The organism is Pseudomonas sp. FP818 (genome assembly GCF_030687335.1).
Classification (GTDB): domain Bacteria; phylum Pseudomonadota; class Gammaproteobacteria; order Pseudomonadales; family Pseudomonadaceae; genus Aquipseudomonas; species Aquipseudomonas shahriarae.
Window position 1 is genome coordinate 5,079,229 of the sequence record NZ_CP117427.1, and the last position, 21,219, is coordinate 5,100,447.

The window sequence follows — 21,219 nt, forward strand, 5'->3', positions numbered from 1 at the left end:
CCCTACAGCCTGGCCTGGCGCACTGCCCCACTGCGCGACTTGGCCATCGCCGCCAGGCGTACCGCCACATTCGCGGCGCCATAGCCGGCGTAACCGTTCTTGCGCTGGATAATCTCGAAGAAAAACCGCCCTTCAAAGGGTTCGGTGTACACGTGAAACAGCTCACCGCCCTGGGCATCACGGTCGTACAACACGTTGTAGTACGCCAGCTCGCTGAGGAACTGATCGTCGAAATCAAAACGCGCCGCCAGGTCATCGTAGTAATTGAGTGGGATATCCAGCAGCGGCACGCCCGCCTCCTTGGCCCGGCTGACCTCGGCGAAAATATCCGCGCAATCAAAGGCAATGTGATGCACGCCGGAGCCACGGTAGCTGGATAACGCGTGGGAAATCGCCGTGTTGCGGTTCTCGGAAATATTCAGCGGCAAGCGGATCGAACTGCAACGGCTGCGCAGCGCCCGGCTCTTGACCAGGCCGTAGGGGTCCGGCAACACCACCTCATCGTCGGCCTCGAAATCCAGCAGGCTCTTGTAGAACAGCACCCAACTGTCGAGGCTGTCGGCCGGCAGGGCCATGGCCATATGGTCGATGCGCAGCAGCCCGCCGCCGCCGGTGCTGGCGGCCTGCAGGTTGAAATCAGTGTGGTAGATCCCGCCGGCGTGCTGGTCCACCAGGTAGATCAGGCTGCCATCCGGCGCGCGTACCGCCGCCAGCTCCAGCTCATTGGGCCCGACCAGCCCGCGATAGGGTTGGCCCTTGTAGGCCACCGCCCGTTCCAGGGCCTTGGCACTGTCCTTGACGCGAATCGCCGTGGCGCACAACGACGGGCCATGGGCCTCGAAAAAGTTGTGGGCAAAGGAGTACGGCTCGCAGTTGAGGATCAGGTTGATATCGCCCTGGCGCAGCAGGCTCACGCTCTTGGAACGGTGCTGCCCGGCCTTGACGAAGCCCAGGCGTTGCAGCCATTGGGTCAGGCGGGCGCCGAGGTTTTCATCCACCGCAAACTCGAGGAATTCGATGCCGTCGTACTCGCTGGCAGCCGGGGTCTCAAACAGGATATCCAGCGGCGTGGCCTGTTGCTGCAGGCGTTGGCGGGTCTTCTCTTCCAGGTACAGCAACGAGCGCAAACCATCCGCCGCGTTGGCCCGGGTGGGCGCGGCGCGAAAGCCATCGTTGAAAATCTCCAGGGACAGCGGCCCGGTGTAGCCACTCTGGATGATCGGCGCGAGAAAACCCGGCAGGTCGAACTCGCCCTGGCCGGGGAAGCAGCGAAAGTGCCGGCTCCACTCCAGCACGTCCATGGCCAGCAGCGGCGCGTCGGCCATTTGCACAAAGAAGATCTTGTCGCCAGGGATCTGGGCGATAGCCGTCGGATCACCCTTGAGCGACAAGGTATGAAAACTATCCAGCAACACCCCGAGGCTGGGGTGGTCAATCTCGTGCACCAGTTGCCAGACCTGTTGCCAGGTGTTGACGTGCCGCCCCCAGGCCAGGGCTTCATAGCCAATGCGCAAGCCACGGCGCCCGGCGTGTTCGGCCAACAGGCTGAGGTCATCGCGCAGGATCGAATATTCGCCCGTGGAATCGGCAGAAGCATTGCTGCACACCAGCACCAGGTCGGTGCCCAGTTCCTGCATCAGGTCGAATTTGCGTTCGGCCCGTTCCAGGTTGCGCGCCAGGCGGTCGCGGCGACATCCTTCAAAATCACGAAACGGCTGGAACAACGTGATGGCAATGCCCAGATCGGCACACATCTGCCGCACTTCACGCGGGCTGCCGTCGTAATACAGCAAGTCGTTCTCGAAGATTTCCACCCCATCGAACCCGGCCGCAGCAATGGCTTCGAGCTTTTCCGGCAGGGTGCCGCTCAGGGAAACAGTGGCGATGGAACGTTGCATGGGGTGACTCCCGGCAATGATGGGTGGTCTTGTTTGCGGCAAATTATTGGCCGCGCGCGATAAAGCAGCAATTCAAAATGTACCAATCAGTTAGTTTTTCGGGCGATTATCGAACACAATGGCGATTGGCGAATTGACGATTTTTTAGCCACTGCGCACCATCGAATGCGCATCCAGGGCCGCTTTTTTTAAGGCGCAAACCTGTGATCAAGACCCAGAACACACCATAAAAATTTCAAAAAACGGGTACCTCTCATGCCTTCGCAAAATTCCGCCGTGGCCCCGCGCCCCGGCAACCCGCAAGCGGCCATTGGCGACAAGATTCGCGGCGCCCTCGCCGTCGGCAAAACCCGCTGGGGCATGTTGGCCCTGGTGTTTTTTGCCACCACCTTGAACTACATCGACCGCGCCGCTCTGGGCGTGATGCAACCGATCCTGGCCAAAGAGATGAGCTGGACGGCGATGGACTACGCCAACATCAACTTCTGGTTCCAGGTCGGTTATGCCATTGGTTTTGTGCTGCAAGGCCGGCTGATCGACCGCGTCGGCGTCAAGCGTGTGTTCTTCTGCGCGGTGCTGCTGTGGAGCATCGCCACCGGCGCCCACGGCCTGGCGACTTCGGCGGTGGGCTTTATGGTCTGCCGCTTTATCCTCGGCCTCACCGAAGCGGCCAACTACCCCGCCTGCGTCAAGACTACCCGCCTGTGGTTCCCCGCCGGCGAGCGCGCGGTGGCTACCGGGATCTTCAACGCCGGCACCAACGTCGGCGCCATGCTCACGCCAATGCTGTTGCCACTGGTGCTGCATGTGTGGGGCTGGCAGGCTGCATTTTTATGCATGGCTGCCCTGGGTGGGATCTGGCTGGTGTTCTGGGGCCTGAAGTACTACAACCCCGAAGACCATCCGAGCGTAAAACAGTCGGAACTGGACTACGTGCAACAGGAAGTCGAGCCCGAACAACCCCGCGTGCCCTTCAGCCGTATCCTGCGCATGCGTGGCACCTGGGCCTTCGCCATTGCCTACGCCCTGACCGCCCCGGTGTTCTGGTTCTACCTCTACTGGCTGCCGCCGTTCCTCAACCAGCAATACAGCCTGGGGATCAACGTGACCCAGATGGGTATCCCGCTGATCATCATTTACCTGACGGCAGACTTCGGCAGTGTGGGCGGCGGGATTCTGTCCTCGTTCCTGATCGGACGCGGCATGCAGCCGATCAAGGCGCGCCTGCTGTCGATGCTGCTGTTTGCCTGCTGCATCGTCGGCGTGATCATGGCCGCCGGCTCCAGCCAGCTGTGGGTCGCAGTGTTTGCCATCTCCCTGGCCATCGGCGCGCACCAGGCCTGGACCGCCAATATCTGGAGCCTGGTGATGGACTACACCCCCAAGCACATGATGAGCACGGTATTTGGCTTTGGCGGGATGTGCGCGGCTATCGGCGGGATGTTTATGACGCAGATCGTCGGCCATATCCTGACCGTGACCAATAACAACTACACCGTGCTGTTCACCCTGATCCCGGCGATGTACTTCATCGCCCTGACCTGGATGTACTTCATGGCGCCGCGCAAGATCCCCACCGTCGCGGTGTGACTCAACGCCGCCGCTGCTGCCAGGCAGCGGCCAAGCCACTCAGGCAGATCACCCCGATCCCGACCACCGTGGTCAGGTCCGGGGTGTGATTGAACACCAGCCAGCCCAACAGCCCCGCAAACACGATCTGGCAATAGCCGAACGGTGCCAGTAACGCCGGTGCAGCGAAGCGGAAGGCCTGGGTCAGCATCAAGTGCGCGGTCATCCCACAGGTGCCCAGTGCCAGCATCAACAGGCCATGGCCCAGGGTCGGTACCTGCCAGAAGAACGGCACCAGCGCGCTCATCACCAGGGTGTTGCACAGGCCGGCGAAGAAGTTGCTGGTGGTCGGGCTGTCGTACTGGCTGAGGATGCGGGTCAGCAGTTGGTAGAAACAGAAGAACAACGCCGAGACCAATGGCAACAACACCGCCGGGGTGAACAGCTCACCGCCCGGGTGCACAATGATGATCACCCCGACAAACCCGCAGATCACCGCCAGCCACTGGCCCCGCGTCACATGCTCGCCCAGCAGCGGCACCGACAGGGCCGTCACCAGGATCGGCGCGAGGAAGTTCACTGCGGTGGCTTCGGCCAGCGGGATGTAATGCAGGGCAGCGGTAAAAAACAGGCTGGTGCCCAGCAGGCACAACGCCCTGGCCACCTGCAACAACGGGCGCTTGCTGCGCAGTACACGCAAGCCCGATTGCGGCAGGAAAATCCCCGCCATCAGCAACGTATGCACCATGTACCGGGCCCATACCACCATCACGATGGGGTAAAAGCCGGCGAGGTATTTGGACAACGCGTCATGGCTGGAAAACAGAAACGTCGCCAGCACAATCAGCACGATGCCCTTGAAGGGATGGTTGACGCCGGAAAGAGGAGTGCTGAGGGTCATTGAATTCTCGTGCGTGACAGGCTGAAATGACCGCCGCAAGCAGTGGCACTCAACGCGCTAATCTAGAGCGGGTGGTGCATCGGTCTCAAGAGCATAACCAAACAGCGGGCGATCAGCGCACTAAATCGCCTAAACCCAGTCCAACGCTGCACGCCAGCCAGCCATTGCGCTTTTTTTAATCAAGGCCAATCCATTATGAAAAAAACACTGTTTATTCTCTCGACCCTCGCCCTGCTCAGTGCCTGCGATAAAACACCCGAGCCGCCCAAGCCGGCGCCGCCTTCCGTACAAGCGACCCTGGTCCCGGAGACCCTGCCCACCGACAAATGGGTCGGCAAGTGGGTCGGCGTCGAAGGCCTGCACCTGACCGTCAGCAAGGACGACAGCATCGGCCGCGGGCATTACTTGCTGAGCATGCAGTACGGCCTCGATGCCGACGCCTCCGGCACCTTCAAGGGCCAGGCCAGCGAAGACGGCATCACCTTCAACCGCCCGGACGGCCCGCAAATACTGCGTGCCGGCGACGGCGCCGCCACCGGTTTGAAATGGCTGGCTGATAAAAAAGATTGCCTGGTGGTCAATACGGGCGAAGGGTATTGCCGCGAATAACGGCCATACTCAATCACGGCGCTAACAACACGATCATCAAGAGGATTGCCCCATGCTATGGAAAAAGGGTCGACGCAGCGACAACGTGGTCGACGCGCGCAATGACGGCGGCGGCGGTGGCGGCGGCATGCGTTTTGGGGGTGGCAAGGGCCTGAGCCTGACCGCCATTGTGCTGATCGTCGGCATCGGCCTGCTCACCGGCCAGGACCCGATGCAGATCCTCGGGCAACTGAGCGGCCAGATGACTGAACAGGCCCCTTCGGTCAGCCCGCAAACACGCCAGGCGCCGCCCGCCAATGATGAGCAGGCAGATTTCGTACGCGCCGTGCTGGGCGACACCGAAGACACCTTTGGCCAGGTGTTCCAGGAAAACGGCCTGACTTACAAGAACCCCAAGCTGATCCTGTTCCGTGGCCGGGTGAATTCTGCCTGCGGTGGCGCGACCTCCGCCAGCGGCCCGTTCTATTGCCCGGCCGACCAGCAGGTCTACCTGGACCTGGATTTCTTCCGCGAAATGTCCCAGCGCTTCCAGGCGGCCGGCGACTTTGCCCAGGCCTATGTGATCGCCCACGAAGTCGGCCACCACGTGCAAACCCTGCTGGGCATTTCCTCGAAAATCCAGGTCGCACGCCAGCAAGGCCGGCAGATGCAGGGCGATGGTGGCCTGCTGGTCCGCCAGGAACTGCAAGCCGACTGTTTCGCCGGGGTCTGGGCCAACCGCGCGCAAAAGCGCCTGAACTGGCTGGAACCGGGCGATATCGAAGAAGCGCTGAACGCCGCCAACGCCATCGGCGACGACCGCTTGCAGCAACAGGGCCAGGGCCGTGTGGTTCCCGACTCGTTCACCCACGGCACGTCGCAACAGCGGGTTCGCTGGTTCAAGACCGGGTTTGCCCAGGGCCAGATCAGCCAATGCGATACCTTTTCGGCCAAGAGTCTGTAAATGAGTAAACGAGCCGGATGGCTGCTGGGGTTGATGATCGGTTGCGCCACCACCCCCTTCGCCGCCGGGCAGGCGGTCAAGGTTGTCAGCCCCGAGCGTTTCTCCCTGCAAGCCGGCGACCTGAGCCTGGGCCTTAGCCAGGACTGGCGCCAGCCACTGCCGCAGATCACTCGGGCGCTGATCATCGTGCATGGGCGCCTGCGCAACGCCCAGACTTACCTCAAAAGCGCCGAAGATGCCGCCGCCCACGCGGGGCAAGGCGCCAACACCCTGGTGATCGCACCGCAGTTTCTCAACGATGCCGATATCCAGCGCCATCACCTGGGCGACAGCGTACTGCGCTGGCACGGCAATGGATGGATGGCGGGCGATTCGTCAATCGGTCATGGCCAGATCAGTTCCTACGGCGCCCTGGACCAGATCATCAAGCACCTGGGCAACCGCCAACTGTTCCCGGCCCTCAAGGAAATAGTGGTCGCCGGGCATTCCGGTGGCGGCCAGGTGGTACAGCGCTTTGCCCTGACCGGCCATGATCACCCGGCCCTGCAAGCCGCCGGCATCAGCCTGCGCTATGTGATCGCCAACCCATCGTCCTACGCCTACTTCAGCCCGCAGCGCCCAGTGCAGTTAGCGCCGGGCAGTTGCCCGCAGTTCAATGACTGGAAGTACGGCATGCAAAAACTGCCGGCCTACGCCAACGGCCAAAGCCCCCAGCAACTGGAAAAAGCCTACGCCGCGCGGGATATCACCTACCTGCTGGGCCAGCAGGACACCGACCCCAACCACCCGGCCCTGGACAAGAGCTGCGCGGCCGAGAGCCAGGGCGCGTATCGGCTGATTCGCGGGCATAACTACTTTGACTACCTCAAGCAGCGGCATCCGCAGTTGAGCCAGAGGTTGATTGAAGTGCCTGGGGTTGGGCATGACGGCGACAAGATGTTTACCTCGCCGCTGGGGCAGAAGGCCTTGTTCCACTAATCCCCCAGGGAAAACCCAAGCCAGCTCCTACCGGTGATGCGTGGTGCCTGGGCTAGATCATCTGGCGCAGTGCTGCGCAGTCTTGCGCATGCCAATCTGCCAGTTCCGGCCATGGGTTTTCGGGCAGGTTGACCAGCACCGTCCGCGTCCCCGCCGCCCGGCCGCAATCCAGGTCGAAGCGATAGTCGCCCACCATGACCATCTCGGCCGGCGCCACATCCCAGGCCTGGGCCAGTTTCAACAGGCCACCGGGATCAGGCTTGGGCGGGGCGTCGTCGCGGCCCAGCACATCTTCCACGGCAAAACAGTCCGCCAGGCCGATGGCTTTCAAGGTGATGTGCGCCAGCTCCTGGGCGTTGCGCGTCAGGATCCCCAGGCGACAGCCCCGTGCTGCCAGGTCGCGCACCAACTCCACCGCGCCCGTGGCCGCTACCGAGCCCAGCGCCAGTTCGCGCTCATGCTCCAGCAACCAGGCATGCTTGGCCGCCGCCTCCGCTGCTGGCAACGCAGCCAGGTGGGTGAGAATGTCATCGGCAGGCGGAATATCCAGGGCCACGCGGATCGCCGCAAAATCATGCACGGCCACCGTGAGGGTGCCGTCCATGTCGAACACCCAGTGTTTTACGTCCGTGAGGCTCATGCCCAATCCTTGCGATGGCGAATCAGGCCTTCCTGGGTCACCGAGGCCACCAGTTGGCCCGCGCGGTTATACACGCTGCCACGGGAGAACCCGCGGGAATTGCCGGCCCATGGGCTGTCCATGGCGTACAGCAACCAGTCATCGGCCCGCAGGTCAGCGTGGAACCACAGCGCATGGTCAAGACTGGCCACTTGCATGTCCTTCTGCCACACGGTCTTGCCATGGGGCAGCAACGAGGTGGTCAGCAGGCCGAAGTCCGAGGCGTAGGCCAGCAGGTATTTATGCAGCGCCGGCAAATCGGCCAGGGCGCCATCGGCGCGAAACCACACATACTTGACCGGGTCGGACGGCTGCGGGTTGTACGGATCTTTTTCGGTCACTGGGCGCACTTCAATCGGCTTGGGGCACAGCAGTTTTTCGCGCATGGTCTCGGGGATCAGGTGCGCACGCTGCCGGGTCAGTTCCAGCTCCGACGGCAGGTTCTCCGGGCCCACCACCACCGGCATGGTGGTCTGGTGCTCGAAGCCTTCTTCGTCGTACTGGAACGAGGCGCTGCAGGTGAAGATCGGGTTGCCCTTCTGGATCGCCGTCACCCGGCGCGTGCTGAAGCTGCCACCATCGCGCACCCGGTCCACTTGATAGACCACTGGCAGCCCAGCGTCGCCTGGGCGCAGGAAATAGCCGTGCAACGAATGCACATGCCGCGCTTCTTCGACGGTCTGGCTGGCTGCCGACAGCGACTGGCCCAAAACCTGGCCGCCGAACAGTTGGCGAAAACCCAAGTCCTGGCTGCGGCCGCGGAAGAGGTTTTCTTCAATCGGTTCCAGGGTCAGCAAGTCGACCAGATCTTCCAACACTTGGCTCATTCAAACTCTCCTCACACAAAGCAAAACCGCGCAGTCTTGGCTGCGGCGGGTAATAACATCGGGCGGCCTGCCTATCCGTGCAGCGTATCCAACCATTGGGCGCGGGTGATGCGGTACAACACATGATGGCGCAGCGGATCGTCCGCCGCGAGCCTGGGATGCTGAAAATCTGCCGCCGGATCGTAATGCATACCGATGGCCTGCATGACTTTCTGCGACGGCAGGTTGGCCTCGGTGGTGAAGGCCACTATTTCTTCCAACTGCAAACGGTCAAAACCACAACGCAATGCAGTCCAGGCCGCTTCACTGGCAAAACCCAGGCCCCAGTGCTCGCGGGCAAGGCGCCAGCCAATCTCCACCGCCGGGGTGAAGTCGGCGTCAAAGCCGACATTCATCAACCCCGTCAGGCCGATAAATTCGCCGCTGTCCTTACGCTCCAGGGCCCACGCACCAAACCCATACTCGGCAAAATGCCCACGTATTCGCCCGATCAATGCCGCGCTTTCCAGGCGGTCCAGGGGTGCCGGGAAATAGCGCATCACCTGCGGGTCGGCGCACATCCGGGCAAACTCCGGCAAATCGCTGTCGCGCCATTGGCGCAACACCAGGCGCGCGCTTTCCAACTGCAGTATCGGCTCCATCGTTCCCCTCCCTTGCCATGTGCGTGAGTGTACAGCGCTGTTAAGATCCGTCGTTGGTTCCTGTCAGAAATTGCCATGCCTTTGCCATTGATCTACCACGACGACTACAGCCCCGAGTTCCCGGCGGATCATCGCTTCCCCATGGATAAATTCCGGCTGCTGCGCGATCACCTGGTCGACAGCGGCCTGACCCAGGACAGCCAACTGCTGCGCCCCGAATTGTGCCCGGCCCAAGTGCTCGCCCTGGCCCATGACCCTGGCTATATCGAACGTTATATGAGCGGTGAGTTGTCCCGCGAAGACCAGCGGCGCCTGGGCCTGCCCTGGAGCGAAGCCCTGGCCCGACGCACCGTGCGCGCGGTCGGTGGCTCGTTGCTGGCGGCCGAGCAGGCCCTGGAACATGGCCTGGCCTGCCACCTGGCGGGGGGCACCCACCACGCCCATTACGATTACCCGGCGGGCTTTTGCATCTTCAATGACCTGGCGGTGATCAGCCATTTCCTACTGGCCAGTGGGCGAGTCAACCGGGTGCTGATCTTCGACTGTGACGTGCACCAAGGCGATGGCACCGCGCGTATCCTCCATGACACACCGGACGCCATTACCGTGTCTCTGCACTGCGAAAAGAACTTCCCGGCGCGCAAGGCCGCCAGCGACTGGGATATCCCGCTGCCCATGGGCATGGGCGACGCCGACTACCTCACGGTGGTGGACGATGCCCTCAACTACCTGCTGCCGCTGTATCAGCCCGACCTGGTGCTGTATGACGCGGGCGTCGATGTGCATAAGGACGACGCCCTCGGCTACCTCAAGCTGACAGACGCAGGCGTCACCGCCCGTGACGAAAGCGTGATGCGCCATTGCCTGGGCCGCGATATCCCGGTGGTGGGCGTGATCGGTGGCGGCTACAGCAAGGACCGCCACGCCCTGGCCCGGCGCCACGGCATCCTGCACCACAGTGCGCAGCGGGTGTGGACGTCATCAGGTTGTCATTGAAACCTGGGCGTTACCCACAATGCCTGTGGAACGGCCTGTGGATAACTTGAGCGTAACCGCCTGTAAGGCAGGCACCACATAGCATGTAGGAAGGTGTACGTTTTTTGATCAGGCAGTTTCGCGGTCCTCGGGTAGAATGCTCGCCCTACTTCGCCGAACCGCAGTCACCCCCATGCCTCAGATCCCAGCCCAGCCTTTTCACGTCACGATCATCGGCGGCGGCCCCGCCGGGCTGATGGCTGCCGAAGTCCTGAGCCAGGCCGGGGTCCGGGTGGACCTGTATGACGGCATGCCATCGGTGGGGCGCAAGTTCCTGCTGGCGGGCGTGGGCGGCATGAATATCACCCACTCCGAAGCCTACCCGGCATTTCTTTCACGCTACGCCGAACGCGCGTCGGACATTGCCCCCTTGCTGCGCCAGTTTGGTGCCGAGGCGTTATGCGAATGGATTCATGGCTTGGGCATCGAAACCTTTGTCGGCAGCTCCGGCCGTGTGTTTCCTACCGACATGAAAGCCGCCCCCCTGCTGCGCGCCTGGCTCAAGCGCCTGCGCGACCAGGGGGTAGTTATCCACACCCGGCATCGCTGGCAGGGCTGGAATACCGACGGCGGCTTAATTATCCACAGCCCGGAGGGCGACAAGACTGTCCACAGCGATGCCGTACTGCTGGCCCTCGGTGGTGGCAGTTGGTCGCGCCTGGGCTCGGACGGCGCCTGGCTCAAGTTGCTGGAAGACCAAGGCGTGCCCTGCACCCCGCTGCAGCCCAGCAACTGCGGCTTCGAGGTGTCAGCCTGGAGCGAATTAATGGTGAGCAAATTCGCCGGCGCGCCGCTGAAAAACGTCGCCATAGGGTTGGCGGATGACAAACCCCGCCTGGGCGAATGCGTGATCACCGCGACCGGTATCGAAGGCAGTCTGATCTACGCGCTGTCGGCGCCGATTCGCGAAGCGATCCACCGCGACGGTTCAGCCACCGTGCACATCGACCTGCTGCCGGGCAAGCCGCTGGACAAGGTGCAGGCCGCATTGGCCAAGCCCCGTGGCTCACGCTCGATGAGCAAGCATTTGCACAGCCAGTTGGGCCTGGATGGGGTAAAGGCTGCGCTGTTACGCGAGTTGGCGCCCACAGGTCACTTCAATGATCCGGCGCAGTTGGCTGTGGATATCAAGGCACTGCCACTGACGCTGGTAAAAACCCGGCCGATGGATGAAGCCATCAGTACCGCCGGCGGCGTACCGTTTGAAGCGCTGGATGAGCGCTTGATGCTCTCGCAGCTACCGGGGGTATTTTGTGCCGGGGAGATGCTGGACTGGGAGGCACCGACAGGTGGGTATTTACTGACGGGGTGTTTTGCCAGTGGGCGGATGGCGGGGCGTGGCATGCTGGAGTGGCTCCAGCGCCGATAGTTGCGGGCAGCTCAGGTCCGCCTTCGCAGGCAAGCCAGCTCCCACATTTTGATCTGTGAACACATTCAAATGTGGGAGCTGCTTGCCTACGATGAGGCCCTGACAGACGCCAAAGAAGTTACTTCTTCTTACGCGGCCCGGTATTAAACACAGGCACTTTGCGCACCGGCTTGATCGACGGTTCCGCCGCCACTTCCCCGCTTTCCACCCACTTGCCCAGGTTGCGCTTACCGCCACCACCAGACGTCTTAGGCTTCTTCGGTTTTTTCGGCTTCTTCACCACCTGCCCGCTGGCATCGGTGTCGGGTACGCGGTGCTCCGGTTCGAAGTCCTGTTCCATTTTGCGGGTCAGGGTCTGGCGGGTCAGCATTTCGATGGCCGAGAGCATGTTCACTTCGTCGGCACACACCAGGGAAATCGCCTCGCCGGTATTGCCGGCCCGGCCGGTACGGCCGATACGGTGGATGTAGTCCTCGGCAACGATGGGCAGGTCAAAGTTGACCACCATCGGCAAATCTTCGATATCCAGGCCACGGGCCGCCACATCAGTGGCCACCAGGATCTGCACCTCGCTGGCCTTGAAACGGTCCAGTGCCCGCTGGCGCGTGGCTTGTGGCTTGTCGCCGTGGATGCCGTCGGCATTGATCCCCAGGCCTTGTAGCTTGTCTACCAATGCATCCACACCGTTGCGGGTCTTGGCGAACACCAGCACCTGCTTCCACTTGCCCTTGCGCATCAGATGCACAAACAGCTCCGCCTTGCGCTTCTTGTCCACCGGCACCACCCATTGCTTGACGGTGTTGGCAGCGACGTTGCGCGGGCTGACTTCGATGCTCAGCGGGTCAATAAGCATCTGCCCGGCCAGCAGGCGGATGTCATCGGAGAAGGTCGCAGAAAACAGCAGGGTCTGACGCTTTTTCGGCAGCATGCGGTAAATGTTCGCCAGCTCTTCGGAAAAACCCAGGTCGAGCATGCGGTCGGCTTCATCCAGCACCAGGGTTTGCAGCTGATTGAGTTTCAGCGCGTTCTGGCGGAACAGGTCGATCAGGCGACCAGGGGTGGCCACCAGCACGTCGACCCCCTTGCGCAGCTTCATCATTTGCGGGTTGATGCTGACGCCGCCATACACCGCGTAGGTGGTCAACGGCAGGTGCTCGGCGTACTGGGCGACGCTGGCGTGAACCTGCTCGGCCAGCTCGCGGGTCGGGCACAGGATCAGCGCACGCACCGAGTTGGCGGTGACTTTTGGCCCTTCCATGGTCAACAGTTGCAGGAGCGGCACGGCGAAGCCGGCGGTCTTGCCGGTGCCGGTCTGGGCCGCAGCCATCAGGTCGCGACCGGCCAGCACCGCCGGAATGGCTTGCGCCTGCACCGGCGTTGGGGTCTGGTAGCCAAGCGCCTCAAGGGCGCGCAGCAAGGGTTCGATCAGGCCAAGTGTGGCGAAAGTCATGTGTTTACCGTAGGAAAAATTCAGCGCAAGGGCGTAATGCGCGGCAGTTTACCTTATTTCCGGCTTCGGCTTGCGCCACTGGGGCAGGCTGATCAACAGCACGGCGCTGATAATCACCAACATCGCCAGGGCTTCTTCCAGGCCAATGGTCTCGCCGACAAACACGATGCCCAGCAACACCGCCACCGCCGGGTTGACGTAGGCATAGCTAGTGGCCGCTGCCGGACGCACGTGCTTGAGCAGGTACATATAAGCGTTGAAGGCGATGATCGAGCCAAAGACGGTCAGGTAAGCCAGGGCCAGCCAGCCTTCCACCGGGGGCATCGCTTGCAGGTGCTCGCCCTTGAGTGCACTGCCGATCAACAGCACCACCCCGGCGATCAGCATTTCGGCGGCGCTGGCCATGGCGCCCTGGGGCAACGGCAAGTGCCGGCTCCATACCGAACCAAAAGCCCAGGAAGCGGCGGCAAACAACAGCAGCCCCGCGCCCAACGGGCTCGATTGCAGGTTGGACCCCATGTTGAGCATGGCAATGCCGATCATCCCCAGAATCACCCCGGCCCACTCCAGACGGGTATTACGCGCGCCCCAGAAATATCCACAGAGCAAGGTAAACAACGGCACCGTCGCCACGGCCAGCGCAGCGACACCGGAAGTCACGCCGCTGTGTTCAGCCACACTCACTGCGCCATTACCGAAGGTCAGCAGCAAGATGCCGATCATGCCCGCGGCTTTCCACTGCGCCCAGGTCGGTGCCGGCACCCCGCGCCAGCGCAGGTAGCCATACATCAGCGCCCCCGCAGTACAGAAGCGAATCCCCGCCAACATCAGCGGCGGCCAGTACTCCACGCCAATACGGATCACCAGGTAGGTAGACCCCCAAATCACATACAGCGCAAAAAAAGCTGCGATCAACGGTAAGGGAAAACGACGTGGGCCAGGCATGGGCAGCTCTGCAGCAGGACAAGGGATCGTTATTTTAGAAATCCACACCAGTAAACATAAGTTACAAAACCTGTTTAAAGCGCCCATACACTTTTCAAATCATGGTTATCAGGGCTATAAGCCTTGTATTCGAAAGCCCGCCATTGCCAGAGCCTTATTCATGGACAAATACGATCGCATGCTCCTCAGCGCCCTGCTCAAGGATGGTCGCGCCACTTACGCGCAACTGGCCCGCACCGTAAACCTCTCCCCCCCCGCCGTGGCTGAACGCGTGGCCAAGCTGGAGGCCAGCGGAGTGATCACCGGTTACCAGGCCAAGGTCGACCTGTCCAAGATCGGCCTGCCGATCCAGTGCACGATTGAACTGCGCTTGACCAAAAACGGCAGCCAGAAAGTCTACGACGCGCTGGCAGAAATCCCCGAACTGACCGAATGCCATCGGGTCACCGGCGACCCCTGCGTGATCATGCAGGCGGCGGTGGGTTCGATGCCGGAACTGGAAAGCCTGATCAACAGGGTGGCGAAATTCGGGTTCAGCAAAACCTCGATCATCTTGTCGAGCGCCGTAGAGCGGCGGTTGCCGTTGGGGTATTTGGAGGGAAAGAATGGCGGCGCCTGAGCGAGCGCTATCGCGGGCAAGCCCGGCTCCCACAGTTGACCCGATTGCCCGGACTGGATGCGATCCCATGTGGGAGCTGGCTTGCCTGCGATAGCGGTGTATCAGCCACGAATACACCAACTGGCCTACCCACACCCGACGCCCACATTTTGCTCTTTATCGTTCTGAGAATCGGGATCAGAACCCGCGATGTTTCTTCAGATGGTCATTGATCTTCGCTGCCGGCACTTTTTGCAGGCTGCACAGCAGATCATGGGTCAACTCGCGCAAGCCGTGGGTGCGGCGCAGTTCCTGGGCCAGGTGGCCGGTGAGGTTGGCCGCCATTTCAGCATCCGCCATCGCCCGGTGAGCCTTGCCGGTGTGGGGCAATTGCGCATAGGACGTCAGGGTGCCGAGTTTGTGGTTGGGCGCCGTGGGCATCAGCCGGCGGGCCAGGAGCAGCGAGCAGGCGAATTTTTGCAGGCGGGTGCGGCGGACCAGGCCCAGTTCGAAGTCCCAGAACTTCTGGTCGAACGCGGCGTTGTGCGCCAGTAGCGGCGTGGTGCCAACAAATTCATTGACCTCGTTCATCACCCGCTCGGCCGGCGGCGCGCTGCGCAGCATGGCATTGCTGATGCCGGTCAGCTGCTCGATAAACCCCGGCACGCGCACACCGGCGTTCATCAGGCTCTGGTAGCGGTCCACGATCTGGCCCTGCTCCAGGATGACCACGGCGATTTCCGTGGCCCGGCAACTGCTGCTCGGCGAGATGCCGGTGGTTTCAAAGTCGATGACCGCTATACGTTCCAAACCTGTTCCAACCCCATCTGAAAATCTATTTGAGCAACAACGCGCCTTCGATAGGCACGTAGCGACTGGCCGCGCGGATCAACGAATTGGCCGTCAGCCCCGGCACGCCGTAGGCCACGGCTTCGACGCCATGTTTATGGATGATGCGGTCGAGCAACATATCGAAATCGCCATCACCCGAGGCCAGCACCACTTCGTCGACATGGGCGGCGGCGTCCATGATGTCGATGGTGATGCCCACGTCCCAGTCGCCCTTGGCCGAGCCATCGCTGCGCTGGATGTACGGCTTGAGCTTCACGGTAAAGCCCAGGTTGCGCAGGATCTGCTGAAATTGCTGCTGCTTGCTGTCGCCACGGTCGATGGCATAGGCGTACGCCTCGACGATCTGCCCGCGCTGGCTGATATCGGCCCACAGGGCGGCGTAGTTGAAGTGGCAACCATAGGCCTGGCGCACGGTGTAATAGAGGTTCTGCACATCGGCGAACACTGCAATTTTTTTCACCGTATATCCTCATCGCACTGGCGGACGTGATGGCCCGCAAAGGGTCGCCAGTATGCCAGCCAAGAGGAGGTTTCCGAGAAAAATCAGACCGGGGCGACAGCGCGCCCCGGTTCAGTGGGTGTCAGACGAAGGAGTCGTCGTCGCCAAAGAAGGAAGAATCGTCGGCATAACCGCTGTCGGCGCTGTCATTGTCAGCGAAACGCTGCTCGTCATTGCCCCAGCCGCCGTTGTCACTGGCACGCCGGCTCTTCGCGAACGATCTCTTCCACCACCTGCGGCTGCTGGTTGTGGCTGAACAGGCTGCTGATACCTTGGGCCAGCATCACACCCCCGGCCACCCCGGCGGCGGTTTTCAGGGCGCCACCAAGAAAACCACCACCTGCGGGCGCCGCCTGCTGGGGTTGCTGATAGTTCTGTTGTGGGGTGCCAAAGCTCTGTTGCGGCGTCGGCGCGCTGAAGCCGGGCCGAGTCGGCTCGCGCCAACCACCCGCGCCAGAGGCCGGCGCGCTCGGCGCAGGCTGCGGCTCGCGGGAGCTGCCGCCAAAGATGCTCGACAGGAACCCACCACCGCTGGTGGCCGGCTGCGTTGTCTTGGCCCGTTGCAGTTCATCCTGCAATTGCTGGATCTGTTGCGCCTGCTGCTTGTTCTGCGCATCCAGGCTTTTGATCGCGGCTTCCTGCACCAGAATCGCCTGGGTCATGAAATACCCGGCGGCCGGTTGGCGAGTGATGTGCTCCTTGATCCGCGCTTCTGCCTGGGCGTCGCGGGGGGCTGAGTCCGTTTCGGCTTGCTGCAACCGTGAAAACAGTCCGTCGATCAGGGTTTGCTCTTCGCTGTTCATGGCGACCTCGTTAGATTGCCGGTAAAAATCTGCGTCCCGCCCGCAATGGGCAAGGTACGCCACCAGTAATGGGGCTGGCCTGCGGCGTTTCAATGATCTTTACCCAAGGTTTACGTTTGTCGGTGATCGGTTAAAGTGTCCGCTGCTTTTTCCGCCTGTGATGACTTTGATGAATCCGTTGACCGTTCTGCGCGACTCTTTCTACTTTTTCCAGCGCAACCTGGGCGCCATCGTGCAGTTGTGCCTGCCCTTGGTGATCCTCGAGGCCGTGCTGCAACAAGTGCTCGATCGCACCCTGGGCCCGGAGGCGTTTACCGGCTACAGCATGATCGTGGGTTTGCTGGTGTATCCGCTGTACACCGCCGCCCTGATCCTGTTTCTCGACGCCCGCAGCCGTGGCGAGTCGCCGCGCACCGCCGCCGTGCTGGCCATGGCGCTGACCTTGTGGCCACGCTACGCGTTGCTGACGGCCATGAGCACCCTGCTGATCCTGCTGGGGCTGTCGTTGTATTTCCTGCCGGGGCTGTGGCTGATGGTCACCCTGGCCTTCGCCGAGTACTTGCTGGTGCTGCGCGGGATGCCCGCGCTGGCGGCGATGAAGGAAAGTTTCCGTCTGACCCGTGGGCATTTTCTGCGCATCCTGGTCTGCCTGTTGTGCGTGATGACCCCACTGTGGCTGCTCAAGGGTGCCAGCGTCGCAGCCTGGCCCGACCCGCAGAACCCGCTGCTGGCGGTGCTGATCGACAGTGCCCATAGCTTCTTGCAGCTGTTTACCAGCGTAGTGCTGTTCCGCCTGTTCATGCTGATCGCCGGTGATGCCGACGCTCGCTAACGTGCTCCCTGGGCTCCCGGCCACCGGTCGGGTATGCTCGGGGCCTGTCCCGCAGCGCCATAAGGCGAGCCGATGACCCGTTTACTGCGTAAAACCCTGGTAGGCCTGCTGATCCTCGCAGGCTTGCTGACGGCCCTGATCTACAGCCTGACCTGGCGCCCCGCCGACAAACAGACCCTACCCGTCAGCTGCGTGGCCCCGCGTGCGCCGACGCTGCTGCCCGGCCAGGCACTCAAGGTGATGACCTGGAACGTGCAATACCTGGCGGGCAAGAACTATGTGTTCTGGTACGACACCCCCGACGGCAGTGGCCCGGACGAGCGCCCCACCCCTGAAGACATGGCCTCCAGCCTGGACGAAGTGGCGCGGGTGATCCGTGACGAACAACCGGACGTGCTGTTGCTGCAGGAACTGGACGAAGGCGCCAAGCCATCCCACTACCAGGACCAACTGGCGCTGCTTCAGGAGCGGCTGGTGGACCTCTACCCGTGCAGCGTCGAGGCCTTCGACTGGAAAGCCGACTTTGTGCCCGACCGGCATATCTTCGGCAGTGTCGGCCGCAAGCTGGTGACCCTCAGCCGCTACCAGATCGAACATGCCGAACGCCTGCAACTGCCGGTGGCCCCGGCCAACCTGATCAGCCGTCAGTTCCAACCCAAGCCCGCGCTGCTGCTCAGTTACCTGCCGTTGAGCGACGGCGGCCAACTGGCGGTGCTCAACACCCGCCTGGACAACGCCGCACCCGGCCACAGCGCGGTGCGCGAGCAGGTCGAGGCGACCATCAAGCTGCTGGATAAATTCGAAAGCCGGGGCACGCCGTGGCTGATTGGCGGGGATTTCAATCTGTTGCCCCTGGGGCAGTTCCTGCGCCTGGACGCCGACAGACGCGGGCAGTATTCGCCGGACAGTGAGCTGCATCTGTTGTGGGATAAATACCCGATGGTCCCCAGCAACAGTCAATCCAGCGGGATCGACCGCGCCCAGTGGCTGACCCACTTCCCCAATGACCCGGGCCTCGATGGGCCGGACCGTACGGTGGATTATCTGTTCTATAGCCCGAGGCTGAAGAAGGTTGAAGCGCGGGTGCGGCAGGACGATACATTGCGTATTTCCAATCATTTGCCGGTGATTGCACGGTTCCTGCTGCCCGCCGCGCAATAGCCCACAGGACACAACCCGATGTGGAATAGGGTTGGTGTAGGAGCTGGCAAGCCAGCTCCCACATTCAGATATTAAGCATGATTACTTGCGCGGCTTGATCCGCGCGGTCGCTTCTGCCACCAACGGGTCATCGGGCCAGTAATGCTTGGGATACCGCCCCTTCAGATCCTTCTTCACCTCGGCGTAAGTACTGCGCCAGAAGTTCGCCAGATCCTGGGTCACCTGCACCGGACGCCGCGCTGGCGATAACAAGTGCAACTTCACCACCTGCCGTCCACCGGCGATGCGCGGGGTATCGGCCAGGCCAAACAGTTCCTGCAGGCGCACCGCGAGAATCGGCGGATGCTCGCTATAGTCCAGGCGCACCGATGAGCCCGAAGGCACCTTCAAATGATGGGGCGCCAGTTCATCCAGGCGCTGGGGCAGCGGCCAGGGCAGCAGGTTATGCAGGAAGCTGGAAAGATCCAGGTTGGCGAAATGGCTCAAGCGCGAGACCTTGCCCAGGTACGGCATCAGCCAATGTTCCAGGCTGGCGAGCAACGCGCTGTCGCTGACGTCGGGCCATTCGCCGGGCTTGCCGGAGTCCAGTTGGCGCAGCAGCATGACACGGGCCTGCCACTGGCGCAGCTCCGGGGTCCAGGGCAGCAGTTCCAGGCCTTTGCGCCGCAGCAGGTTGACCAGCGCCTGGCTGCGGGCGGACTCGTCCAGGCCGGTCAGCGGCTCGCGGCTGAGTACCAGTTCACCGACCTTGCGCTGGCGTTCGGCACGCAACACGCCTTCGCGTTCGTCCCAATCCAGCTGGTCGAAACAGCGCACCTGTTCGGCCAATACCGAGTCGAACAGCGTCGGGTCGAAGTCTGCAGCCAGGTAAATCCGCTCTTCACGCTGGCCCTGGCGGCTGCCCAGGTCGGCGATGACCAGCCACGGCTGCTTCATCAGGCTGTCGGCTTCGGCAAACAGCGCGGCGCGCCCATTGGCCAGACGATATTCGGCACCGCCCGCACGGCGTTGTTGGGCCACCCGGTCCGGGTAGGCCAGCGCCAGCAGCGCCCCCAGCCAGCGCGGGTGATCGGGATCAGCCACCGGCTGTTCGGCCTTGCCTCTTAGATAGCCGCGATATTGCCGGGCCAATTGCCGGGCCCGCTGTACGCCGCCTTGAGTGCCACGGGCGCGTTCCTCGCCGGACAACAAGGCCAGGCGACTGTGCACATCCGCACCGGCACCGCGCAAGATGTCGCGCTCGCCCAGCAGCGCGGCGACATCACACGCCATGTTCGCCAGCCCCAGGTCCTGGCCGCGCAACAACAAATGGGCGATACGCGGGTGCGCCGGCAGGCTGGCCATTTTCTGTCCGTGGGGGGTCAAGGTCGCGTCCTTGAGCGCCCCCAGGCGTTCGAGCAAGTCCTGGGCCTGGGCATAAGCGGCAGTGGGTGGCACATCGAGCCACACCAATTGTGCTGGCGTCACGCCCCAGCGCGCCAGTTGCAGGGCCAGGCCGGCCAGGTCTGCCGAGAGAATTTCCGCGCTGCCATAGGCCGCCAGCCCTTCATGCTGGTCCTCGGACCACAACCGATAGCACACGCCCGGCTCCAGCCGCCCGGCCCGGCCGGCACGCTGGGTGGCGCTGGCGCGGGAGATGCGCTGGGTGTCGAGACGGCTCATGCCGCTGCCGGGGTCGAAACGCGGAACCCGCGCCAGCCCGGCGTCGATCACCACCCGCACGCCATTGATGGTCAGGCTGGTCTCGGCGATGTTAGTGGCCAGTACCACCTTGCGCTTGCCCGCCGGCGCCGGGTCGATGGCCGCTCGCTGCGCTGCCAGGTCAAGCTCGCCATGCAGCGGGCACAGCAGCACATCGCCGCGCTCACCGAGGGCATCCGCCAACTGTTGATGGACCCGGCGAATCTCCGCCTGCCCCGGCAGGAACACCAGCACGCTGCCGGTTTCGTCGTGCAGGGCTTCAAGAATGGTCTGCACCAACCGCGGCTCGATAAATTCCCCTGGCTGGAACGGCCGCCCCCAGCGCATCTGCACCGGGTACATGCGCCCTTCACTGCGCAGGATCGGCGCGTCGTCGAGCAGCCCCGACAGGCGTTCACCTTCAAGGGTGGCGGACATCAGCAGGATTTTCAGCGGTTGTTCATCGCGAAACAGCTCGCGGCCATTGAGGCTCAGGGCCAGCGCCAGGTCGGCGTCGAGGCTACGCTCGTGGAATTCGTCGAAGATCAGCAGACCCACGCCATCCAGTGCCGGGTCATCCTGCAGGCGCCGGGTGAGGATGCCTTCGGTGACCACTTCAATACGGGTGTTGGGGCCGACCTTGCTGTCCAGGCGGATCCGGTAGCCGACGGTTTCCCCGACCTTTTCCCCCAGCTCACTGGCCAGGCGTTCGGCTGCGGCGCGGGCGGCGAGCCGGCGGGGCTCAAGCATCAGGATGGTTTGCCCGGCCAGCCAGGTTTCGTGCAACAGCGCCAACGGCACCCGCGTGGTCTTACCGGCGCCGGGCGGTGCTTCGAGCACGGCTTCATGGCGCGTCGCCAAGGCTTCACGCAAGGCGGGTAAAACATCATCGATTGGCAACGAATTCATACTGGCTCCAAAGCAGAGCGGCGAGTATAACGGCGAACGGC

The 21,219-nt window shown here is 62.6% G+C and carries 19 protein-coding genes and 1 pseudogene; 9 read left to right on the forward strand and 11 right to left on the reverse strand.

The features are described from left to right. Nucleotides 1-2 precede the first annotated feature (2 nt). A complete protein-coding gene (gene quiC / locus PSH80_RS23090) occupies nt 3-1,898 on the reverse strand; it encodes a 3-dehydroshikimate dehydratase QuiC (protein WP_216311938.1) in 1,896 nt (631 codons plus the stop codon). Between the two features lie 255 nt (nt 1,899-2,153). Between quiC and PSH80_RS23095 the strand changes: the two genes are divergently transcribed. Continuing rightward, nucleotides 2,154-3,488: an MFS transporter gene (locus PSH80_RS23095; protein WP_057441156.1), complete on the forward strand. Its 1,335-nt coding sequence runs from the start codon at nt 2,154-2,156 to the stop codon at nt 3,486-3,488. Between the two features lies 1 nt (nt 3,489). Here the strand turns inward: PSH80_RS23095 and PSH80_RS23100 are convergent, their stop codons facing one another. Next, nucleotides 3,490-4,368: a DMT family transporter gene (locus PSH80_RS23100; RefSeq protein WP_057441158.1), complete on the reverse strand. Its 879-nt coding sequence runs from the start codon at nt 4,366-4,368 to the stop codon at nt 3,490-3,492. A 195-nt stretch (nt 4,369-4,563) separates the two neighbouring features. Here PSH80_RS23100 and PSH80_RS23105 point away from each other — a divergent pair, with 195 nt between their 5' ends. Genes PSH80_RS23105 through PSH80_RS23115 form a run of 3 tightly spaced genes read left to right on the forward strand, consistent with a single transcriptional unit; the run spans nt 4,564 to nt 6,898 of the window. Further along, entirely contained in the window at nt 4,564-4,977 is a 414-nt protein-coding gene (locus PSH80_RS23105; protein ID WP_057958367.1) for a hypothetical protein, read from the forward strand. A 52-nt stretch (nt 4,978-5,029) separates the two neighbouring features. Continuing rightward, nucleotides 5,030-5,920, forward strand: a complete 891-nt coding sequence (locus tag PSH80_RS23110) for a neutral zinc metallopeptidase (protein ID WP_057441162.1) — start codon at nt 5,030-5,032, stop codon at nt 5,918-5,920. Continuing rightward, the gene (locus PSH80_RS23115) at nt 5,921-6,898 is read left to right on the forward strand and encodes an alpha/beta hydrolase (RefSeq protein ID WP_057958365.1); all 978 of its coding nucleotides are present in this window, start codon (nt 5,921-5,923) and stop codon (nt 6,896-6,898) included. Between the two features lie 52 nt (nt 6,899-6,950). Here PSH80_RS23115 and PSH80_RS23120 read toward each other — a convergent pair whose 3' ends face one another. The 3 genes from PSH80_RS23120 to PSH80_RS23130 all read right to left on the reverse strand — a co-directional run bounded on the left by PSH80_RS23120 (nt 6,951) and on the right by PSH80_RS23130 (nt 9,045). Further along, nucleotides 6,951-7,538, reverse strand: coding sequence for an HAD family hydrolase (locus tag PSH80_RS23120; protein ID WP_057958364.1), 588 nt, complete (start codon nt 7,536-7,538; stop codon nt 6,951-6,953). Beyond that, on the reverse strand, nt 7,535-8,404 hold the full coding sequence (gene tesB, locus PSH80_RS23125) for an acyl-CoA thioesterase II (RefSeq protein ID WP_057441166.1): 870 nt from the start codon (nt 8,402-8,404) through the stop codon (nt 7,535-7,537). The genes PSH80_RS23120 and tesB overlap by 4 nt, the downstream gene beginning before the upstream one ends. Before the next feature lie 71 nt (nt 8,405-8,475). Beyond that, nucleotides 8,476-9,045 carry a GNAT family N-acetyltransferase gene (locus tag PSH80_RS23130; protein WP_057958363.1) on the reverse strand — a complete coding sequence of 190 codons (570 nt, stop codon included), beginning with the start codon at nt 9,043-9,045 and terminating at the stop codon, nt 8,476-8,478. A 75-nt stretch (nt 9,046-9,120) separates the two neighbouring features. Between PSH80_RS23130 and PSH80_RS23135 the strand changes: the two genes are divergently transcribed. Continuing rightward, a complete protein-coding gene (locus PSH80_RS23135) occupies nt 9,121-10,041 on the forward strand; it encodes a histone deacetylase (protein WP_198817583.1) in 921 nt (306 codons plus the stop codon). A 172-nt stretch (nt 10,042-10,213) separates the two neighbouring features. Continuing rightward, the gene (locus tag PSH80_RS23140) at nt 10,214-11,449 is read left to right on the forward strand and encodes a TIGR03862 family flavoprotein (protein ID WP_216311939.1); all 1,236 of its coding nucleotides are present in this window, start codon (nt 10,214-10,216) and stop codon (nt 11,447-11,449) included. Between the two features lie 118 nt (nt 11,450-11,567). Here the strand turns inward: PSH80_RS23140 and PSH80_RS23145 are convergent, their stop codons facing one another. Both PSH80_RS23145 and yedA read right to left on the reverse strand, forming a co-directional pair. Then, nucleotides 11,568-12,899: a DEAD/DEAH box helicase gene (locus PSH80_RS23145; RefSeq protein WP_115129057.1), complete on the reverse strand. Its 1,332-nt coding sequence runs from the start codon at nt 12,897-12,899 to the stop codon at nt 11,568-11,570. A 48-nt stretch (nt 12,900-12,947) separates the two neighbouring features. Further along, nucleotides 12,948-13,844, reverse strand: a complete 897-nt coding sequence (yedA, locus tag PSH80_RS23150) for a drug/metabolite exporter YedA (protein ID WP_057958360.1) — start codon at nt 13,842-13,844, stop codon at nt 12,948-12,950. A gap of 160 nt (nt 13,845-14,004) precedes the next feature. On the opposite strand from yedA, the gene PSH80_RS23155 reads away from it, so the two are divergent. Then, nucleotides 14,005-14,463, forward strand: coding sequence for an Lrp/AsnC family transcriptional regulator (locus PSH80_RS23155; protein ID WP_216311940.1), 459 nt, complete (start codon nt 14,005-14,007; stop codon nt 14,461-14,463). 177 nt (nt 14,464-14,640) lie between these two features. Here PSH80_RS23155 and PSH80_RS23160 read toward each other — a convergent pair whose 3' ends face one another. The 3 genes and pseudogenes from PSH80_RS23160 to PSH80_RS23170 form a co-directional block, all read right to left on the reverse strand. Then, entirely contained in the window at nt 14,641-15,252 is a 612-nt protein-coding gene (locus PSH80_RS23160) for a PolC-type DNA polymerase III (protein WP_305418436.1), read from the reverse strand. A 25-nt stretch (nt 15,253-15,277) separates the two neighbouring features. Continuing rightward, nucleotides 15,278-15,754, reverse strand: a complete 477-nt coding sequence (locus PSH80_RS23165) for an NYN domain-containing protein (RefSeq protein WP_032861784.1) — start codon at nt 15,752-15,754, stop codon at nt 15,278-15,280. A gap of 121 nt (nt 15,755-15,875) precedes the next feature. Next, a pseudogene (locus PSH80_RS23170) lies at nt 15,876-16,596 on the reverse strand (DUF2076 domain-containing protein). Between the two features lie 169 nt (nt 16,597-16,765). Between PSH80_RS23170 and PSH80_RS23175 the strand changes: the two are divergent. Then, complete coding sequence (locus PSH80_RS23175) at nt 16,766-17,428, forward strand: YciC family protein (protein WP_057441178.1); 663 nt, start codon at nt 16,766-16,768, stop codon at nt 17,426-17,428. A 72-nt stretch (nt 17,429-17,500) separates the two neighbouring features. Next, the gene (locus tag PSH80_RS23180) at nt 17,501-18,589 is read left to right on the forward strand and encodes an endonuclease/exonuclease/phosphatase family protein (protein WP_115129061.1); all 1,089 of its coding nucleotides are present in this window, start codon (nt 17,501-17,503) and stop codon (nt 18,587-18,589) included. Nucleotides 18,590-18,670: 81 nt separating this feature from the next. On the opposite strand, the gene hrpB is transcribed toward PSH80_RS23180, so the two are convergent. After that, entirely contained in the window at nt 18,671-21,178 is a 2,508-nt protein-coding gene (gene hrpB / locus PSH80_RS23185; protein WP_305418440.1) for an ATP-dependent helicase HrpB, read from the reverse strand. Nucleotides 21,179-21,219 lie beyond the last annotated feature (41 nt).